This window comes from Streptomyces geranii, from assembly GCF_002954775.1.
Taxonomy (GTDB): domain Bacteria; phylum Actinomycetota; class Actinomycetes; order Streptomycetales; family Streptomycetaceae; genus Streptomyces; species Streptomyces geranii.
Map to the genome: position 1 here is coordinate 66072 of NZ_PJME01000025.1, position 17198 is coordinate 83269.

11 protein-coding genes are annotated in these 17198 nt (G+C 71.2%); 3 read left to right on the forward strand and 8 right to left on the reverse strand.

What is annotated here, in order from left to right; genetic code table 11:
* Positions 1 to 35 precede the first annotated feature (35 nt).
* The gene (guaA, locus tag CW359_RS27315) at positions 36 to 1607 is read right to left on the reverse strand and encodes a glutamine-hydrolyzing GMP synthase (protein WP_105972801.1); all 1572 of its coding nucleotides are present in this window, start codon (positions 1605 to 1607) and stop codon (positions 36 to 38) included.
* A gap of 263 nt (positions 1608 to 1870) precedes the next feature.
* On the opposite strand from guaA, the gene CW359_RS27320 reads away from it, so the two are divergent.
* On the forward strand, positions 1871 to 2215 hold the full coding sequence (locus CW359_RS27320) for a chorismate mutase (protein WP_408647524.1): 345 nt from the start codon (positions 1871 to 1873) through the stop codon (positions 2213 to 2215).
* Between the two features lie 581 nt (positions 2216 to 2796).
* Here CW359_RS27320 and CW359_RS27325 read toward each other — a convergent pair.
* On the reverse strand, positions 2797 to 3975 hold the full coding sequence (locus CW359_RS27325; RefSeq protein WP_198655406.1) for a hypothetical protein: 1179 nt from the start codon (positions 3973 to 3975) through the stop codon (positions 2797 to 2799).
* A 257-nt stretch (positions 3976 to 4232) separates the two neighbouring features.
* Between CW359_RS27325 and CW359_RS27330 the strand changes: the two genes are divergently transcribed.
* Positions 4233 to 5276, forward strand: a complete 1044-nt coding sequence (locus CW359_RS27330; RefSeq protein WP_105972804.1) for an LAETG motif-containing sortase-dependent surface protein — start codon at positions 4233 to 4235, stop codon at positions 5274 to 5276.
* 135 nt (positions 5277 to 5411) lie between these two features.
* Here CW359_RS27330 and CW359_RS27335 read toward each other — a convergent pair whose 3' ends face one another.
* From CW359_RS27335 to CW359_RS27350, 4 genes are all read right to left on the reverse strand, one after another.
* Positions 5412 to 7187 carry a GMC family oxidoreductase N-terminal domain-containing protein gene (locus CW359_RS27335; RefSeq protein ID WP_105972805.1) on the reverse strand — a complete coding sequence of 592 codons (1776 nt, stop codon included), beginning with the start codon at positions 7185 to 7187 and terminating at the stop codon, positions 5412 to 5414.
* 54 nt (positions 7188 to 7241) lie between these two features.
* Positions 7242 to 8873: a succinic semialdehyde dehydrogenase gene (locus tag CW359_RS27340; protein ID WP_105972806.1), complete on the reverse strand. Its 1632-nt coding sequence runs from the start codon at positions 8871 to 8873 to the stop codon at positions 7242 to 7244.
* Between the two features lie 229 nt (positions 8874 to 9102).
* Complete coding sequence (locus tag CW359_RS27345) at positions 9103 to 10899, reverse strand: serine/threonine-protein kinase (protein ID WP_105972807.1); 1797 nt, start codon at positions 10897 to 10899, stop codon at positions 9103 to 9105.
* The gene (locus CW359_RS27350; RefSeq protein ID WP_232838613.1) at positions 10896 to 12371 is read right to left on the reverse strand and encodes a diacylglycerol/lipid kinase family protein; all 1476 of its coding nucleotides are present in this window, start codon (positions 12369 to 12371) and stop codon (positions 10896 to 10898) included. Before CW359_RS27350 ends, CW359_RS27345 begins: the two co-directional genes overlap by 4 nt.
* Positions 12372 to 12651: 280 nt before the next feature.
* Between CW359_RS27350 and CW359_RS27355 the strand changes: the two genes are divergently transcribed.
* Positions 12652 to 13527, forward strand: a complete 876-nt coding sequence (locus tag CW359_RS27355; protein ID WP_157968642.1) for a hypothetical protein — start codon at positions 12652 to 12654, stop codon at positions 13525 to 13527.
* Between the two features lie 10 nt (positions 13528 to 13537).
* Here CW359_RS27355 and CW359_RS27360 read toward each other — a convergent pair whose 3' ends face one another.
* Entirely contained in the window at positions 13538 to 15271 is a 1734-nt protein-coding gene (locus tag CW359_RS27360) for a serine/threonine-protein kinase (protein ID WP_105972809.1), read from the reverse strand.
* A 118-nt stretch (positions 15272 to 15389) separates the two neighbouring features.
* Positions 15390 to 17078 carry a serine/threonine-protein kinase gene (locus tag CW359_RS27365; protein WP_105972810.1) on the reverse strand — a complete coding sequence of 563 codons (1689 nt, stop codon included), beginning with the start codon at positions 17076 to 17078 and terminating at the stop codon, positions 15390 to 15392.
* Positions 17079 to 17198 lie beyond the last annotated feature (120 nt).

The window sequence follows — 17198 nt, forward strand, 5'->3', positions numbered from 1 at the left end:
CCTGGACCGACGAACAGCCCTGGCCCGCCCCGGGGTCACTCCCACTCGATGGTGCCCGGGGGCTTGCTCGTCACGTCGAGGACCACTCGGTTGACGTCGGCGACCTCGTTGGTGATGCGGGTGGAGATCTTCGCCAGGACCTCGTAGGGGAGGCGGGACCAGTCGGCGGTCATCGCGTCCTCGGAGGAGACCGGGCGCAGGACGATCGGGTGGCCGTAAGTGCGGCCGTCGCCCTGGACGCCCACGCTGCGGACGTCCGCGAGGAGGACCACCGGGCACTGCCAGATGTCGCGGTCGAGGCCGGCGGCGGTCAGTTCCTCGCGGGCGATGGCGTCGGCCTCGCGGAGGAGGTCGAGGCGGTCCTTGGTGACCTCGCCGACGATCCGGATGCCGAGGCCGGGGCCGGGGAAGGGCTGGCGCTGGACGATCTCGTCGGGCAGGCCCAGTTCCTGGCCGACCATCCGGACCTCGTCCTTGAAGAGCTTGCGGAGCGGCTCGATCAGCTCGAACTCGAGGTCTTCCGGCAGGCCGCCCACGTTGTGGTGGGACTTGATGTTGGCGGTGCCGGTACCGCCACCGGACTCGACCACGTCCGGGTAGAGGGTGCCCTGCACCAGGAAGGCGACCTCGGGGCCCTCGTCCGCGATGATCTCGGCCTGGGCCTGTTCGAAGACGCGGATGAACTCGCGCCCGATGATCTTCCGCTTCTCCTCCGGGTCGGAGACCCCGGCGAGCGCGGTCAGGAAGCGCTCCTCGGCGTCGACGACCTTCAGGGTGACGCCGGTCGAGGCCACGAAGTCCTTCTCGACCTGCTCGGTCTCGCCCTTGCGCATCAGTCCGTGGTCGACGTAGACGCAGGTCAGCTGGGAGCCGATGGCCTTCTGTACGAGGGCCGCCGCGACCGCCGAGTCGACGCCGCCAGAGAGGCCGCAGACGGCGCGCTTGTCGCCGACCTGCTCGCGGATCAGCGCGACCTGCTCGTCGATGACGTTGCCGGTGGTCCAGGACGGGGTCAGGCCCGCGCCCCGGTAGAGGAAGTGTTCGAGGACCTGCTGACCGTGCGTGGAGTGCATGACCTCGGGGTGGTACTGAACCCCGTACAGCTTCTTCTCGTCGTTCTCGAAGGCGGCGACCGGGACGACGTCCGTGGACGCGGTGACCGAGAAGCCCTCGGGGGCGGCGGAGCAGGCGTCGCCGTGCGACATCCACACCGACTGGTCGGCCGGGGTGCCCTCGAAGAGGGTGGAGGAGGACTTGGTTACGGCCAGCTTCGTACGGCCGTACTCGCGGGCGCCGGTGTTGTCGACCGTGCCGCCGAGGGTGGTCGCCATCAGCTGGAAGCCGTAGCACATGCCGAAGACGGGGACGCCGGACTCGAAGATCGCGCGGTCCAGGCGCGGGGCGCCCTCCGCGTACACCGACGAGGGGCCGCCGGAGAGGATGATCGCCGCCGGGTTCTTGGCGAGCATCTCCTCGACCGGCATGGTGCTCGGCACGATCTCGCTGTAGACCCGGGCCTCGCGGACTCGGCGGGCGATGAGCTGGGCGTACTGCGCACCGAAGTCGACGACCAGGACGGTGTCGGGGGCGGGGGTCGCTGCTGACACGGGGGCCTTCCGGCGGTTGGGCGGGGGTCTGTGCGGGTGATTCTACCGGGGTGGGGTTGGACACCTTGCCGTGCGCTGGGGGCCGCCGCCCCCAGATCCCCGCTTGGAAGGGCGCCCTTCTCCGTGCATACTGACCCCCATGCTCACGCACCCGACCTTCCTCTTTACCTATGGCAACCGGCCCGCCGGCTGCCATGGTCGTGCTGCTTGAGCAACTGACAAGCGACTTCCCAGGCGCCCCGGGCCGACAAGGCCCGGGGCGTCTGTCGTTTCCGGGTCCTGCCGATCCGGGGCACACCGTCCCGTCCGACAAGGAGCCCCGCATGACCACCACCGACACCACCGACGCAGCCGCAACCTCAACCTCAACCGATGTGATCGCCGACGCACGTGCGCGCATCGACGCCCTCGACGACCGGATCATCGGTCTCGTGCAGGAACGGATGGCCGTGTCCGCGGTCGTCCAGGAGACGCGTATCTCCTCCGGTGGGCGGCGCGTGAATCTGTCCCGGGAGATGGAGATCCTCAGCCACTACCGGGACGCGCTCGGCAAGCCCGGCACCTCCCTCGCGATGACGTTGCTGGAGCTGTGCCGGGGCCGGATCTGAGGTCGTATCTGAGTTCGGGCGCCGTCTCACCCGTCCGACGCGTGACCGTCGTGCGCGGTCTTCGTTGGTACCGGTGTCCGTGCCAGCCAGGGGCGGGCCCGCACGAACCACGCGTGGCTCCAGGGTTGTGACCGGACGGCAGGGGACAGCAGCCCGGTCACCCCAGAGAAACGGTCGGCTCCGGGGACGCCCGGGGTCGGCCGGTAAGACCAAGGTCAAAAAGTACAAGGCCGGGTCAAAAGGTTGCGTACTCGACGACCTTCGAGCACGATGCAAGAGCGACCCCAAGTCCCGCAGCAGGCAACCGTATTGACGTGTAACCCTCGACTGCCATTGGTCCAGACCAAGCGCGCGCCCCTTGTGCGCCGGGGCGCCGACCGGTGGGTACAGACCAACAACGCGGCGCAACCCCCCGGCGCCGCTTCCCAGGCACCGGCGCTGCCCTGACGCCGGTGCTGACGGAGAAGGGCCCCGCGGATCCGTCCCGCGGGGCCCTTCGCTCTGTCCGTAGTTGGTCACTCTGCCCGCCGTCGCTCTGCCGGGTCACCCTGTCCGGTCACTCCGTCTCCGGCGTCCGGGGTTCACGAACGAGTGAGGGGCGAGCAGTCCTCGTCGCCGATGTCGCCGCTGCGGTCGTAGGGGTCGACGGCGGGGCCTGATGGGTCGTCGGGACTGGCGGTCGTATCGACGAGGTCCGAGTCGAACTGCGGGTGGAGATAGCCGTCGTACACGTCGCAGGCCGAGTTGGCGAACTGGCTCTTGTAGTTCAGGACGCTGATCTTCCCCGGAGTGACCTGGTACTTGACCGGATCGTAGAGCTCGATGTCGAGGACCCTGCGCACGATCGTGCGGGTCACCTCGCGGTCGTTCGAGCCGGCGCGGGTCACCGGGTAGACGAAGGTGTAGTCGGCGTGCACGACGGCGGTGTCGCGCCCGTCCGCCTTGAACGTCATCCGGCCGCGCGTCTTGATCACGTCACCGACCAGGCGCAGTTTCGCGGGGTCGAACCGGCTGAACATCCACAGCGGGTCGTGCTTCGCGTCCGGTCGGCGCAAGGAGGTGTTCAACTCGCCGAGCAGGTCCTTCTGCTCGGGGTCGATCGCCTTGAGCGCGGCTGCGGGGTGCTCGCCGCGCAGGGTGGCCGGGTCGAGGTTGGCGTCGATCAGGAACTGCCTGGTCTGCCGCAGCACCCGTTCCACCTCGGCCTTCGAGAACGAGCCCACCGCCTTCGCCGGCGGCGGGACGATCCCGGCCGCGCCGTCCGCGTACCGCACGGCGGGTGATCCGGCGAACGGCCTGTCGAGCGTCGGGATGTCGGGGTCGACCTCCGACGGCGCCGCGGACGGCGCGGCCGTCTCCTCGGGCAGCGGGGAGGTGTCGGCGGCGGAGCCCCCGTCCGAAGCGGCGGCGCCGAAGGGATCGCCGGGGATCAGCGACGGTCGCACGGCCACCAGCGCCACGGCGACCGCCAGCGGTACGCCGATGATCGCCCACCGGCGCCTGCGCCTGGCCGCCTGCCCGTTCATCTCCTGCCAGGCGGGGCCGGTGCGCCAGCCCTCGGGCAGTTCGCCGCGCGCGTCCTGCCGACGCAGTCGCTCGGTGACCGCCCGCGCCCGCGCGGACGGTTCCTTCGGCGCCGAGGCACGGATGTCCCGCTCGCTGTCGCGGTTGAACTGCCCCCATATGTCGTCGGGTATGTCGTCGGGAACCGACGGCTCAGGCTCTTCGGCCGGCTTGCCGCCGGGCTTCTTCTCAGACACGAGGGCTATTTCTAGGTGATCCGCGAACGAATCCACAACCAGCGCCAGGGAAAAGAACGGAAACCCGGCGACAGACCGGGCAGAACGCGGCCGGACCCGATGCGTACGACCCGGCACGTGACCCGACATGTGACCCAGCACACATAAATTTCGCGTGAGTGAAGAGCAACCATTCACAGCCGCCGCATGTCACTTGTTCAGAACCAGGGGGCACATCCGTGCCCCGCAGTTGGACATCCTGAGGTCGTGAGGTCTTGATGAAGCTTCGCCGTGCCATGGCCGCAGCAGCGGCGACTGCTGTCATATCCCCGCTGGCCCTGCTGTCCGCGCCCGTCGCGTTCGCCGACGAGTCGGCCTCGCCCAGCCCGAGCGACACGGCCGTCACGGAGACCCCGTCGCAGGCGCCGACCGACACCGCGTCGGCGACGCCCTCGGACGCGGCGCCCACCGACACCGGCGTGCCGACCGACACTTCGTCCTCCACCGCCTCGGCGAGCACGAGCGCGAGCCCCACCGACTCCACCTCGGCCTCCCCGTCCGACTCCGCCTCTCCCTCGGTCTCCGCCGAGCCGAGCGAGGAGCCGACGGACCCGGACGTCCCGTTCTGCGAGGACCTCGACGAGAACTACGACGACGCCCAGGTGTCCGCCGACATCAAGGGCCTGCCGGGCAAGATCGTCGCGGGCGACGGCTTCCACGCCTTCAAGCTCGTCGTCACCAACGACTCGGACACCGACCTCAAGGGCGTCGCCTTCTACGCCGAGGTCGAGAATTACGAGCTGGACGAGTCGAAGTTCCTCAGCCCGTACGTCGACCTGGAGTTCAAGAACCCGGAGACGGGCAGCTGGGACCGCATCGGCAACGACGACTGGGCCGGTGACTACTTCTTCTACGTCGAGAAGCTGAAGGCCAAGGCGAGCCAGTCCGTCGACCTGCGCGTCAGCATCGACGCCAAGGCCCCCGCCGGCGACGCCTACTCCTTCGGCTCCGGCGCCTACATCGACAACATCGACGGCCAGGACTGCATCGCCGAGGGCTGGGCCCAGTACGACTTCGAGGTCCTGAAGGCCGGTTCCTCGAACACCGACCCGGGTACGGCCACGCCGAGCGACAACGGCTCCAAGGACCCGGTCAAGAAGCCCCAGGGCGACGTCTCCGCCCTGCCGAGCGGCAACCTCGCCGACACCGGCTCCAGTTCGGCCCTGCCGATGATCGGCCTCGTCGGCGGTGTCGCCGTGGTCGCCGGTGCGGGCGCGGTGTTCGCGATGCGTCGCCGGAAGGCGGGCGGCGCGGAGGCGTAAGCCTCCGGCAAGGACAAGGGGAGGACCTGCACTCGGAGGGGGGTGCGGGTCCTCCCCTTTATTTCCCCTGCCTCATCTCGCCCGCTTCTCCATCGCCTCATCCAGCCTGCTTCTTCGCCTACTTCTTCGTCCCGCCTACTTCTTCTTGGGAACCGCCGGCATCCCCAGGAACGGCAGCCGCAGCGCGCCGAACGCCTCCGCCGGGACCGCCGGCGCCTTCGGCTCGACCGGCCGCAGCCGCTCGTACGCCGCCCCCTGGACCGGACGCGGGTCGGCCTCGCCGTTGTTCGGCCAGTACGACATCGCGCGCTCGGCCTGGGCGGTGATCGTGAGGGACGGATTGACGCCGAGGTTCGCGGAGACCGCGGCGCCGTCGACCACCGAGATGCCCGGATGACCGTAGAGGCGGTGGTACGGGTCGATCACGCCCGTCTCGCGTGAGTCACCGATGGGACAGCCGCCGAGGAAGTGGGCGGTGAGCGGCATGCCCATCAACTCGCCCACGTTGCTGCCCGCGAAGCCGTTGATCTCGGCGGCGATCGCGGACGCGCTCTCCGTAGCCGCCCTGATCTGCTTGGGGTTGGGGGCGCCGTGTCCCTGACGGGCCGTCAGAAACCCTTTGCCCGCGCCCTTCGGCTTCAGATAGGTGGTGAGGGAGTTGTCCAGGGACTGCATCACCAGACCGATGATGGTCCGTTCCGACCACTGGCGGTTGGAGATCGAGCGCAGGACCAGGAGCGGGTGCCGGGCCGCGTTCGCCAGCCAGCCCAGGACCCTCGACGACCCTTCCGCGTACGGGACTTGGAGGATCGACAGGCCGCCCATCGAGTTCGAGCCCTTGCCGTAGCGGACCGGTTCGATGTGGGTGTTCTCGTCGGGGTGGATCGAGGACGTGATGGCGACTCCACGCGTGAAGTCGACCTTCGCCTCACCCGTCACCTTGCGGTAGCGGCGGTTGTCGGTCTGGGCGCCGACCAGCGCCTCCGAGTTGGTACGGGTCAGCTCGCCCAACCGCTCGGAGAGGTACGGGAGTTGGCCGCCCGCCTTCATCCGGTGCAGGAGGGTCTGGGTGCCGTAGGTGCCGGCGGCCAGGACGACGCGGCGGGCTGTGTACGTACGGCCCGCGCTCTTCCTCTTGGCGTCCGTCGGGAGCGTGGCGACCGCGTAGCCGCCGCGTGAGTCGTCCGTGACGGACACGACCGTCGTCAGGGGGTGGACGACCGCGCCCGCCTTCTCGGCCAGGTAGAGGTAGTTCTCGTTGAGGGTGTTCTTCGCGCCGTGCCGGCACCCCGTCATGCACTCGCCGCACTCGGTGCAGGCGTTGCGCGCGGGTCCGGCGCCGCCGAAGTAGGGGTCCGGGGCCCGCTCCCCCGGAGCCGCCTTCACCGACCCCTCCGCGTCCTCGCCGTCGCCGAAGAAGACGCCCACCGGCGCGAGATGGAAGGTGTCGCCCACGCCCATCTTCTCGGCCGCCGCCTTGAGATGGACGTCGGACGGAGTCGTGGTCGGGTTGAGCCGTACGCCGAGCATGCGCCGGGCCTGGTCGTAGTACGGGCTCAACTCCTCCTGCCAGTCGGTGATTCCACGCCACTGGGGGTCGTCGAAGAACGGCTTCGGCGGTACGTAGAGGGTGTTGGCGTAGTTCAGCGAACCGCCGCCGACCCCCGCGCCCGCCAACACCATCACGTTGCCCAGCAGATGGATGCGCTGGATGCCGTACATGCCGAGCTTGGGGGCCCAGAGGTAGTTCTTCAGGTCCCAGGAGTTCCGGGGGAGCGTGTCGCGCGTGAAGCGGCGGCCCGCCTCCAGGACGCCGACGCGGTACCCCTTCTCGGTCAGGCGCAGGGCGGTGACGGAGCCGCCGAAGCCGGAGCCCACCACGATGACGTCGTAATCATGGTCGTACGACACTTGCTCTCCTCGTTGAGAACAGACCTTGCTGAACGCCCCCTGGGCCAGGGGGCCTTACCGCAGCCGGAGTGCCTTCATCACGCGCAGGCTGCGGGTCATGAACTCCGCGTACTTCTCGTCGGTCATGCCCAGCGCCGGCGCCATCGGCAGCAGCCGCTGCTGGGCGACCGTCTGGGCCTCCGTGTACTTGAGGATGCCCTCGGAGCCGTGGCGGCGGCCGAGGCCGGAGTCCTTCATGCCGCCCATGGGCGACTGGACGCTGCCGTACGCGGACGCGTAGCCCTCGTTGACGTTGACCGTGCCGCAGCGGACGCGGGCGGCGACGGCTCGGCCACGGGCGCCGTTCTTCGTCCAGACCGAGGAATTCAGGCCGTACGGCGTGGAGTTGGCCAGGGCCACCGCCTCGTCGTCCGTCTTGAAGCGGTAGATGGAGACGACCGGGCCGAAGGTCTCCTCCGAGCAGACGGCCATCGGGGTCTCGACGCCGTCGAGGATGGTCGGCTCGTAGAAGTAGGGGCCGATGTCCGGGCGGGCCGTGCCGCCCGCGAGGACCTTCGCCCCCTTGGCGACGGCCTCGTCGACGTGCTTCGTGACCGTCTCCAGCTGGCGTTCGCCCACCAGCGAGCCCATGTCGGCGCCGTACGCGAGGGACTTGCCGAGCCGCATCGCCTTCGTCCGGGCCGTGAAGCGCTCGACGAACGCGTCCGCGATCGACTCGTGGACGTACAACCGCTCGATGGAGATGCAGAGTTGGCCGGCGGAGGAGAAGCAGGCCCGGACCGCGCCCGCCGCCGCCTTCTCGATGTCGGCGTCCTCCAGGACCAACATGGCGTTCTTGCCGCCGAGTTCGAGCGAGACGCCGACCAGTCGCGCGGCGGCGCCCTGCGCGACCTCGCGGCCGGTGCGGGTGGAGCCGGTGAAGGAGACGTAGTCGGCGTGCTTGACGACCTCGGGGCCGATGACCGGGCCCTCACCGAGGACGACCTGGAAGACATCGGCGGGCAGCCCGGCCTCGATGAGCAGGTCCCGGGCCCACAGGGCGGTCAGGCAGGTCTCCGTGTCCGGCTTCATCACGACCGCGTTGCCCGCGACGAAGGCCGGGATCGCGTCGCCGACCGACAGCTCAAGCGGGTAGTTCCAGGGCGCGATCTGCCCGACCACCCCGCGCGGGTGGCGCAGTTCGGTGACCTTGGTCAGGGTCGGCATCGCGCCCGCGTGCCGCTTCGGCCTCAGGTACTTGGGGGCCATGCGGCCGTAGTGGCGGGCGGCCACGGCGACCGCCTGGACCTCCTCGTGGGCGTGCAGGCGGGCCTTGCCGGTCTCCAGCTGGATGAGGTCGAGCACCTCGGCCTGGCGGGCCAGCACCAGGTCGTGGAAGCGGAGCAGCACGGCGGCGCGCTGCCGTACCGGGGTCTGCTCCCAGACGGCCTGCGCGACGCGGGCCCGCTCGTACGCCTTCTCCACGTCCTCGGGGGTCGACTCGGGCAGGTCGGCCAGCTTCTCGCCGGTGAACGGGGTGTGGTTGGCGGTGCGTCCGGAGCCGACGACACCCTTGGTGAGCTGGGCGACCAGCTCGGGCGTGACCACGTCGGCGGCGGTGCGGGCGCCTGTGGGCGCGGGTGCCAGGGGGTTCGTACCGGTGGGGGCGTCGGTGCCGGGCTTTACCGGGGCCTGCGAGTCCGTCATGAGCCGCAGCGTATGACGGCTCGGAGGGCTTTGGGTACCCATGGGTAACCCGGATTCACTGTCTACGCACAAGCTGCCGACTCCCACCGCCATGCCGCCAGTGGTCACTGGCAACGAATCCGCTGATCAGGGCGTTGGGCGCCGAGTGCTCACCGAGGAGACGGCGATCTGAATCACTTCTCGGTCACTCCTCGGCCACTCCTCAGCCACTTCGAGCACCCCGAGGCCACTACTTCTCGATTTCCAGCTGGTCGCGCGCCCCCTTGAAGACCTCGGTCCCCCGCTTCTCGTCCGGCGTCCCCTTGGGCATGTCGACGCGCAGCTCGTACAGCCGGCCGTCGTCGGTCAGGATGTCCACCTGCATGACCCGCACAAGCCTGCCCTCGGTGTCGTACGTCGTGTCCGCCTGGACCGCCTCGTAACCGGCGACGGTCGTATCGGCGTACTGGGTGTGCGACTCGCCGTACCCCGCCCAGATCTCGGCGGCGTGCTCGGCCTGGCCCAGGGGCGAGCGGGGGGCCTTGTCCCAGAGGGTGAGGCGGACCTGGATGACCTCGTCGTTGTCGTAGATCGCCATCCGGGGCTGGTCGGTGGCATCACCCTGCTCATGGAAGCGGACGTACTGGCGGGGCAGCGCGAGGACCGCCCGCAGCTCCTTCTCGTCGTGGGCCAGCCAGCTGCCGAGGGTGGGCAGGGCCTCGGTGGGCGCGGGGACGGCGGTCGCCCCGGAAGGGGGTACGGCGGACGGGGTGCCGGGTGCCTCCTCCCCCGCGACCGCCGTGTCCCCGCCGTTCGTGTCGACGACCGTGCCCTCGAACACCATGCCGGCGGCCACCAGGGCCCCGGCGGCGGCAAGGACCACGAGGGCCACCCGCAGCCGCCGCCGACGCCGCGCGGGCTTCGGGGCGGGCAGTGCGGTGGCGCGGGTCTCGGGCGAGGGCTCGGGGGAAGGCTCGGATACGGGGGTGCCTGGCACCGGAGTCTCCGGCGCGGGCGCGGGCGCGGGCATGGGCCTGGACTCGGCTGCAGCGCTGTCGCCCCGCAACCGCACCGTCCCCGCGTCGTCCGCGAACTCCCTTATCCCGGACGGCTCCTGAGCCTTCGTCAACTCCCCGCGCTCCGGCGCCTTCGGCAGCGGCCAGCCCTTGGACACCGCCTCCAGGGCCGCCGTGACCTCGTCCGCGTCGGGGCGTTCGGCGGGGTCCTTCACCAGCAGTCGTACGAGCAACGGGCCGAGCGGGCCCGCCTGTTGGGGCTGAGGTGTCTCGGCGGCGAGGATCGCGGCGAGGGTGGACTCCAGGGTCGTACGGCGGAAGGGGGACCAGCCCTCGACGGCCGCGTAGAGGAGTACGCCGAGCGACCACAGGTCGGAGGCGGGGCCGGCGCCCCGGCCCGACATGCGTTCGGGGGCGATGAATTCGAGGGAGCCGACGAACTCCCCGCTCATCGTGAGGGATTCCTCGCCCATGATGTGGGCGATGCCGAAGTCGGTGAGGACGACCCGGCCGTGCTGGCCGAGCAGGACGTTGGCGGGTTTCACGTCGCGGTGGACGATCCCGACGGAGTGCGCGGCGCGCAGCGCGCCGACCACGGCGAGGCCGATGCGCGCGGACTCGGCGGGCTTCACGGCACCGCGCTGGAGCACCTCGTGCAGGGACTCGCCGCGCACCAACTCCATGACGATCCATGGGAGTCCGTCCTCGACGACGACATCGTGGACGGAGACGGCGGAGGGGTGGTCGACGCGCGCGGCGGCCCGCGCCTCCCGGTGGAGTCGGTGGGCGATCCGCTGACGGGCGGCGTCCTGCGGGTCCCCGGGCAGCCTCGGCTGCTTGACCGCGACCTCACGCTCGACCAGCTCGTCCCGCGCCCGCCAGACGGTGCCCATGCCGCCGGACCCGATGCGCTCGGTCAGCCGGTACCGGCCACCGACCAGCCGCCCCTGGTCGCCCTTGCCCGCACCACCCGTGCTTCTGCCTGCCCCGCCCGTGCCCTTGTTCTCCCCACCGTCGCCGCCATCGCTCATGCCCCATCCCTACCCTGCGGGCCCGACGCCTGTCGACGCCGGTTCAGGGCGTCCGTCGTACGGCGGGGCAGTGCCGTACGGCCGACCGTCGCCGCCAGTTTGCGCAGCCGCCGCCAGTCCATCGGGGGCGTCGGCGCGGGGACGCCGGGCCGGTGGCGGGGGACGCGGACGCGCAGGGCGCCCGGTTCGACGCGGCAGCGGACGGGGGTGGGCAGGACGAGGGCCTCGCCGTCGAGGCCGACCTCGATCTCGGGCAGGTCGGCCTCGACGACGACCTCGTGGGCGGTGATGACGGTCAGGCCGGTGGCGTACCGGCCGAGGAGCAGTTCGGCGGCCTGGGCGGCGTCCTCGACCTTGATGCCGAGCACCCCGAGGACACCGGCGTCCAAGCGCTCGCGGCGGCCGAGGCCGACCAAGTCGTCCATGCGGTAAGGGTTGTTGCTGACCAGCACGGCCTGCGGCCCGTGGACGACCGTCTCGCCGTCCCGGGTCTCCGCCCGGGGGTAGGCGCGGGCGGTCAGCGTCGCGCCGCGCTCGAAGGTGAGCAACTCGGGCAGCAGGCCCAGGGTGGTGCCCACCTTGTCGTCGCGGTACGCCGGGCTCTGCACGATCGAGGCGTACGCGCCGAAGGAGGCGTTGTTGACGAAGGGGCGGCTGTCCGCCGTACCGTCGCCGCTGTCGAGGTAGCCCAGGTCCACCCGCAGTTCGACGCCGCCCGCGTCCGTGAGGGCGTCGAGGCAGGCGGCCGGGTCTTCGCGGTCGAGGCCGAGGTCCATGGCGAAGTGGTTGCGCGTACCGGCGGACACGACCAGGAAGGGCAGGCCGTGTTCGGCGGCGACGCCCGCGACGAGGGCCTGGGTGCCGTCGCCGCCGGCCACGCCGAGCAGATCCGCGCCGGCCGCGACCGCCTCCCGGGCGAGGACGACGACGTCCTCGGGCTCGGGCTTGTCGGGGTCGAGCAGATGGACGCGGGCACCGAGCCGCTCCGCCTTCTCGCGCAGCCCGAACCGGTCGACCTTGCCGCCGCCGGACCGCGGGTTCATGAGGAGGAAGGGCCGGACGGGCGCAGGCGTCTCGTACTCGCGGACCGGCACGACATGGGACTTGGTGCTGCTCAGCGCGGACTTCCCGGCCCACACGGCGATGCCCCACAGCGCGAGGGAGGCCAGCGCGGGACTCAGCAGGTTGGCGGCGGCGAAGAGGGCCACGACCGCGACGGGGGTGGCGACGGCGAGTACGGCGCCGACAGCCCGTACGAGGCCGCGCCGGGCCAGCGCCCACCACAGGCCGGAGGCGGTGAGCACGGCCCCGCCGATGCCGACCACCGCCAGCAGCAGGCTGCCCATGCCCGCGAACGCGATCGGCAGCAGTACGGCCAGCCCGGCCGCCCCGAGCGCGGCGCGCGCCGCCCAGCGTTGGCGGGCATGCGCACGCCCGAACAGCTCGTTGTCCAAGCCGGTACCCATGTCCATGTCGACGTTTTAGCAGAGTTCCGCTGCCGAGCAGGATGATCACGGTGCTCTTACCTTGAAGACACGATCAGGTCACGGTATCTTCACGACCCAGTCGCCACTTATACCCAATAACGGCGCACGCATTCGCACTTCACCCTCCGCAATTCGCCCCTTACTTTTGGAGAACGTGACGATGACCGTGCCCGATACGGATTCTCCGAGAAAGCACGAAGCGCATGAAATACGCGAAATAGACGTACGGCATCATGTCTCGCGGGCCGAACTGCGGGGCACCCGGGTGCGATTGGCCGGATACGCCTATCTGCACCGGGTGGAGACACGCGACGTCAGCACCGAACTCGTCGTGCGCGAGCGCGAGTCGGGGACCGAGTACCGGCTGCCGGTCACCCACACCGCCTCCCCGTGCCTCGGCGCCGACGAGGACGAGGGGCGGTACGCCTACGAGAAGGCCGGGTTCGAGGCGGCCTTCGACATCGACACCCTGGCCGACGGCTCGCCCCTCGACGACGGCCTGTGGGACATCTCCCTGGCCGTCGGCGCGCAGGGCCTCACCCGCGAGGTCCGCATCGGCAGCAACCGCGCGGACCGACTGGCCGGCCGCCCCGACGTCCGGATCACCGAGACCGTACGCGGCCGTCGCGCCGTCACCCTGTACACGACCGTCCCGTACGGCAACTACACGGTCGACCTCGGTGAACGGAAGCACCCGGTGCTGAAGCGGCTGACGTTCGCACCCGTCCGCTGGCACGCGAGCCGCCCCACCGAGCTGCTGATCACCGGCCGCTGCACACTCGGCGCGTACCCGCGCGGGGCACTGACCGTGCACCTCGACAGGGAGGACGAGCCTGGCACCACCGCCGTCTTCACCGCCGTACGGCCCCCGCACGGCGAGCAGTTCACCGTGCGCATACCCGTACGCGAGCTGGGTCCGGGCGTGTGGAGCGGCGAACTCCGGCTCGGCGAAAGGGCGTTGCCGCTGCCGCAGCCGCCGAGGAAACTGAGGGCGGCCAAGTGGTGGCACCGGAGCGGGTTCTGCTACGCGAAGCCGGTTTTCCGGCCGGACGGCGGATTCGCGCTGCGGGTGGGGGCGACCGGGAAAGCGGGACTTCTCCGAGCGGCCCTCGGGCTCCTGAAACGCCGCTTTATCCGCTGATCGCCGCTTTTCACTCATCGGCGAACGTGTCCAGGGCGACGTCGAAATACTCCTTCGCCTCCCGCACCTTCCCGACGGGCGCCGACACCCATACGTCGTACATCCGCCCGCCCTCCTCCCAGCACAGGTCGTAGGTGTGCCGGGGCCCCTCGGCCTCGCTGAAGCCGTCCCAGGTGAACTCCCAGAGCGCGGCGGCCTGTTGACCGTGCCTGGTCCCGGTGACCCGGCCGTCGCGGTAACCCGGGTTCGAGGAGGGCCCGTTGGCGTCCGCCCGGGTCATCACCGCGAGCGGGCCGCCGGGTTCGGGGTCGACGACCCTGATCCCGAGCCGGAAGGTCTCCCCCGGCGACAGATAGAAGACCCGGTCCTTCTGCTCGGCACGCGTGAAGCCGTCGGGAACGGCGAGCGAGAAGCCACGCGGGTCGCGAGCGAGCCGGTAACCGGAGGGCGCGGTGCCGGAGGAAGGGGCACTGGAGGAAGGGGAGTTGGCGGGGATGGACGGGGAGGAGGACGAGGAGGGCCCGGTCGCCGTGGGCGACACCTCCGTCGCCCCCGACCCGGACGCGGTCACCGCCGTCGCCGTACTCCCCGGCGCCCCTCCCCCACCGTCCCCCGAGTTCATCAGCAGCGCCGCCGCGGACACCCCTGCCCCGGCCAGCGCCGCGACCAGCACGGCCGCGATGAGCACGGTCCGCCCGGAGGGCCACGGCGCCTGGTCCGCCGTACGGGAAGAAGCCGACGAAGACGAAGATGCAGACGAAGGTGTACGGGAGGACGCGCTCCGCAGGGAGAGGGTGCGGGGCGAGGGCGCCGCCTTGCCGCCGGGCTCGTCGTCCCGCCAAGCCTGCTGCCGGCCCTGCTGTCGGGCCTGCTGCCGCCCCGGCGTGTACCCCGCCGACAGCTTCGGCGTACGCCCGGTCGTCCGGAACGCCCGCAGCATCCGTTCCGCCTCCGGGGCGTCGAGCCGCCGCTCGGGATCGCGCTCCAGGAGCCCCCGTACGACGGGCAGGAGCGGCGCGGCCTGGGCCGGTGGCCGTACCTCGTCGATCACGACGGCGTGCAGGATGCCGCCCAACGAGTCGCGCCGGAACGGGGATTCGCCGCTCAGGGCGGTGCAGAGCAGCGCGCCGAGCGACCACAGGTCGGACTCGGGGCCGGTCCTGACCCCGGACATCCGCTCGGGCGCGGTGTACTCGGGCGAGCCGACGAAGGAGCCGCTCTCCGTGAGCGTGGTCGCGCCCGCGACCTGGGCGATACCGAAGTCGGTGAGGACGATCCGGTCGGTGTCGTCCTCCAGGAGGACGTTCGCGGGCTTGATGTCCCGGTGCAGGACCCCGGCGGCATGGGCGGTGTTCAGGGCGCCGAGCAGGGCGATGCCGATCCGCGCGGCCTCGTCGGCGTCGACCGGGCCGCGGCCGGAGATCCGGTCGGCGAGGGAGCCGCCGTCGATCAACTCCATGACGATGTACGGGCGTTCGTCGTCCTCGACGACATCGTGGACGACGATGATGTGCGGGTGGCGGAGCTGCGCGACCGCGCGGGCCTCACGCAGGGTGCGTTCGCGGCGCAGCCGGGCCTCGTCCGCCGAGAGGGAGGTGTCCTGCGTCAACTCCTTGACCGCGACCCGCCGTTCGAGCAGCTGATCGGTCGCCCGCCAGACGACGCCCATCCCGCCCCGGCCGAGCCTCGCCTCCAGGCGGTACCGCCCGGCGATCACACGGAAGCTGTCCCCCTCGGGTCCCATGAGCCTCATCATGCCGCAACGGAGGGCCCGGCTCCGGGGCGGCGAACACCGGATGACCGACAACCGCCGTACCGCACAAGCAGTTCACCGGAACCTCGCCCCTGCTCCCGGCCCGCCCTCAGCCCGCGTTCGTCCGCCAGCCCCGCAGTACCGTGCCGAACTGCTCGCGCGCGGTCGCCCAGTCGGCGGCCGGAGCGGACATGTAGATCAGGTACTCGGCCCCGTCCCGGCCGAGATAAGCCTGCTCGATGGCCCGCCGCGGCCCGGGGAACGCCCCGTCCTTGGCCAGCGCGGTCCAGGTGAAGTCCCAGAGAGAGCCCTTGCGGTCGCGGTAGACGTTCGCCCCCAGGCTCACCCTCCTGTACTCGCTGAGCCTGCTGAGCTGCTGTTCCAGGTCGAGTTGGTGGGCGTAGGGGTCGTCGAAGTCGGGGTCCTCGTCGATGGCTATCCGGAGGAAGTGCTCTCCGCCGTCCGGCGAGTAGTCGATCTGGCCGTTGGAGACCGTCCGCGTCCACCCCTCGGGCAGCGGAAGACTGAAACCGGCCGGATCCTCGACCCGCACCCAGCCCTCCGGCACGGAGGCCGGGGCAGCAGGCGGGACAGAAACCGAGGCGGATGCGGACGCGGAGGCAGACGACGAGGCCGAGGCCGACGGGGATGCCGAGACGGCCGAACCGTCCTTCCCCGCCCCCGCTCCCGCCCCCTTCCGCGTCTCCGTCGCCGTCCCCGAGTTCCACTGGTGCAGCGCGAACGCCCCGCCCCCGCCGATGAGTACGACCAGCGCGACGGCCAGCGCGATCGTGCGCCCGCGCCGGTTCCGCCCCGCCGGGGCGCCGGGTCCGACCCGGGTCGGACCGAAGCTCCCCTGGACCGGCGTGGCGGAGTCGCCCGCCCCGGAGCCCATCCGGAACGCCCCGACCTCCCCCTCCGCGGGCGTCCGCACCGTCGCCTCCGTCCGGAGCGTCGGCACGTACTGCTGGGCCGCGCGGGGCCGGCGCCCCTCAGCCGCCTCCGCGAGCAGCTGCTCGGCCTCGGCCGCTCCGGGCCGTACGGCGGGATCCTTGAGCAGCAGGGCCGCGATGACCGGCGCGAGCGCACCGGCATGCCGCAGCTCCTCGGGCTCGTCCTCGACGACCGCCTGCATGGTGGTCAGCGGGGAGGTCCGGCGGAACGGCGACCGGCCCTCGACGGCCGTGTACAGCGTCGCGCCGAGCGCCCACAGGTCGGAGGAGGGTCCCGGGTCCTCGCCGCGCAGCCGCTCCGGGGCGAGATAGTCGACGGACCCGACGATCTCCCCCGTACGCGTGATGGTCGTGTCGCCCTCGACCTGGGCGATACCGAAGTCGGTGAGCAGGACGCGGCCGTCCTGGGCGAGCAGGACGTTGCCGGGCTTGACGTCCCGGTGGAGTACGCCGGCGGCGTGCGCGGCGGTCAGCGCGCGCAGCACCCACAGGCCGATCCGCGCCGCCTCGCGCGGCTCGATGCGCCCGGCCTCCTTGACCTCGTCGGCCAGCGAGTTGCCCTCGACGAGTTCCATCACGATCCACGGGCGGCCGTCGTGGTCGAGCACGTCGTGCAGGGTGACGACGGCGGAGTGGTTGATCCGCGCCGCCGCCCGCGCCTCGGCCCGGGTGCGGGCGAGCAGGACGGCCTTCTCGCTCTCGGACACGTACAGCGCGGCCGTCAACTCCTTGACGGCGACGGCACGGTGCAGCAGCTCGTCGTGCGCACGCCACACCCGGCCCATGCCGCCGCTGCCGATGACGTCGACGAGCCGGTAGCGGCCCGCGAGGAGCAGGCCCTGCATCTGATTCACGTTTCCCCGCAATGGTCTTGACAGGGTCAAGACTAAAGAGCGCCCGCACGGGAGGGAACCGCCGGGGTGCCTACGGGGACAGCACTGTGACGCTTCTGCCCGCCGGGCTGC

Excerpts from the sequence above, each read along its gene's own strand:
- CW359_RS27360 (WP_105972809.1), bottom strand. The coding sequence starts at position 15,271 with ATGGGACCCGAGGGGGACAGCTTCCGTGTGATCGCCGGGCGGTACCGC.
- CW359_RS27350 (WP_232838613.1), bottom strand. The coding sequence starts at position 12,371 with ATGGACATGGGTACCGGCTTGGACAACGAGCTGTTCGGGCGTGCGCAT.
- CW359_RS27345 (WP_105972807.1), bottom strand. The coding sequence starts at position 10,899 with ATGAGCGATGGCGGCGACGGTGGGGAGAACAAGGGCACGGGCGGGGCA.
- CW359_RS27365 (WP_105972810.1), bottom strand. The coding sequence starts at position 17,078 with ATGCAGGGCCTGCTCCTCGCGGGCCGCTACCGGCTCGTCGACGTCATC.
- CW359_RS27330 (WP_105972804.1), top strand. The coding sequence starts at position 4,233 with ATGAAGCTTCGCCGTGCCATGGCCGCAGCAGCGGCGACTGCTGTCATA.
- CW359_RS27340 (WP_105972806.1), bottom strand. The coding sequence starts at position 8,873 with ATGACGGACTCGCAGGCCCCGGTAAAGCCCGGCACCGACGCCCCCACC.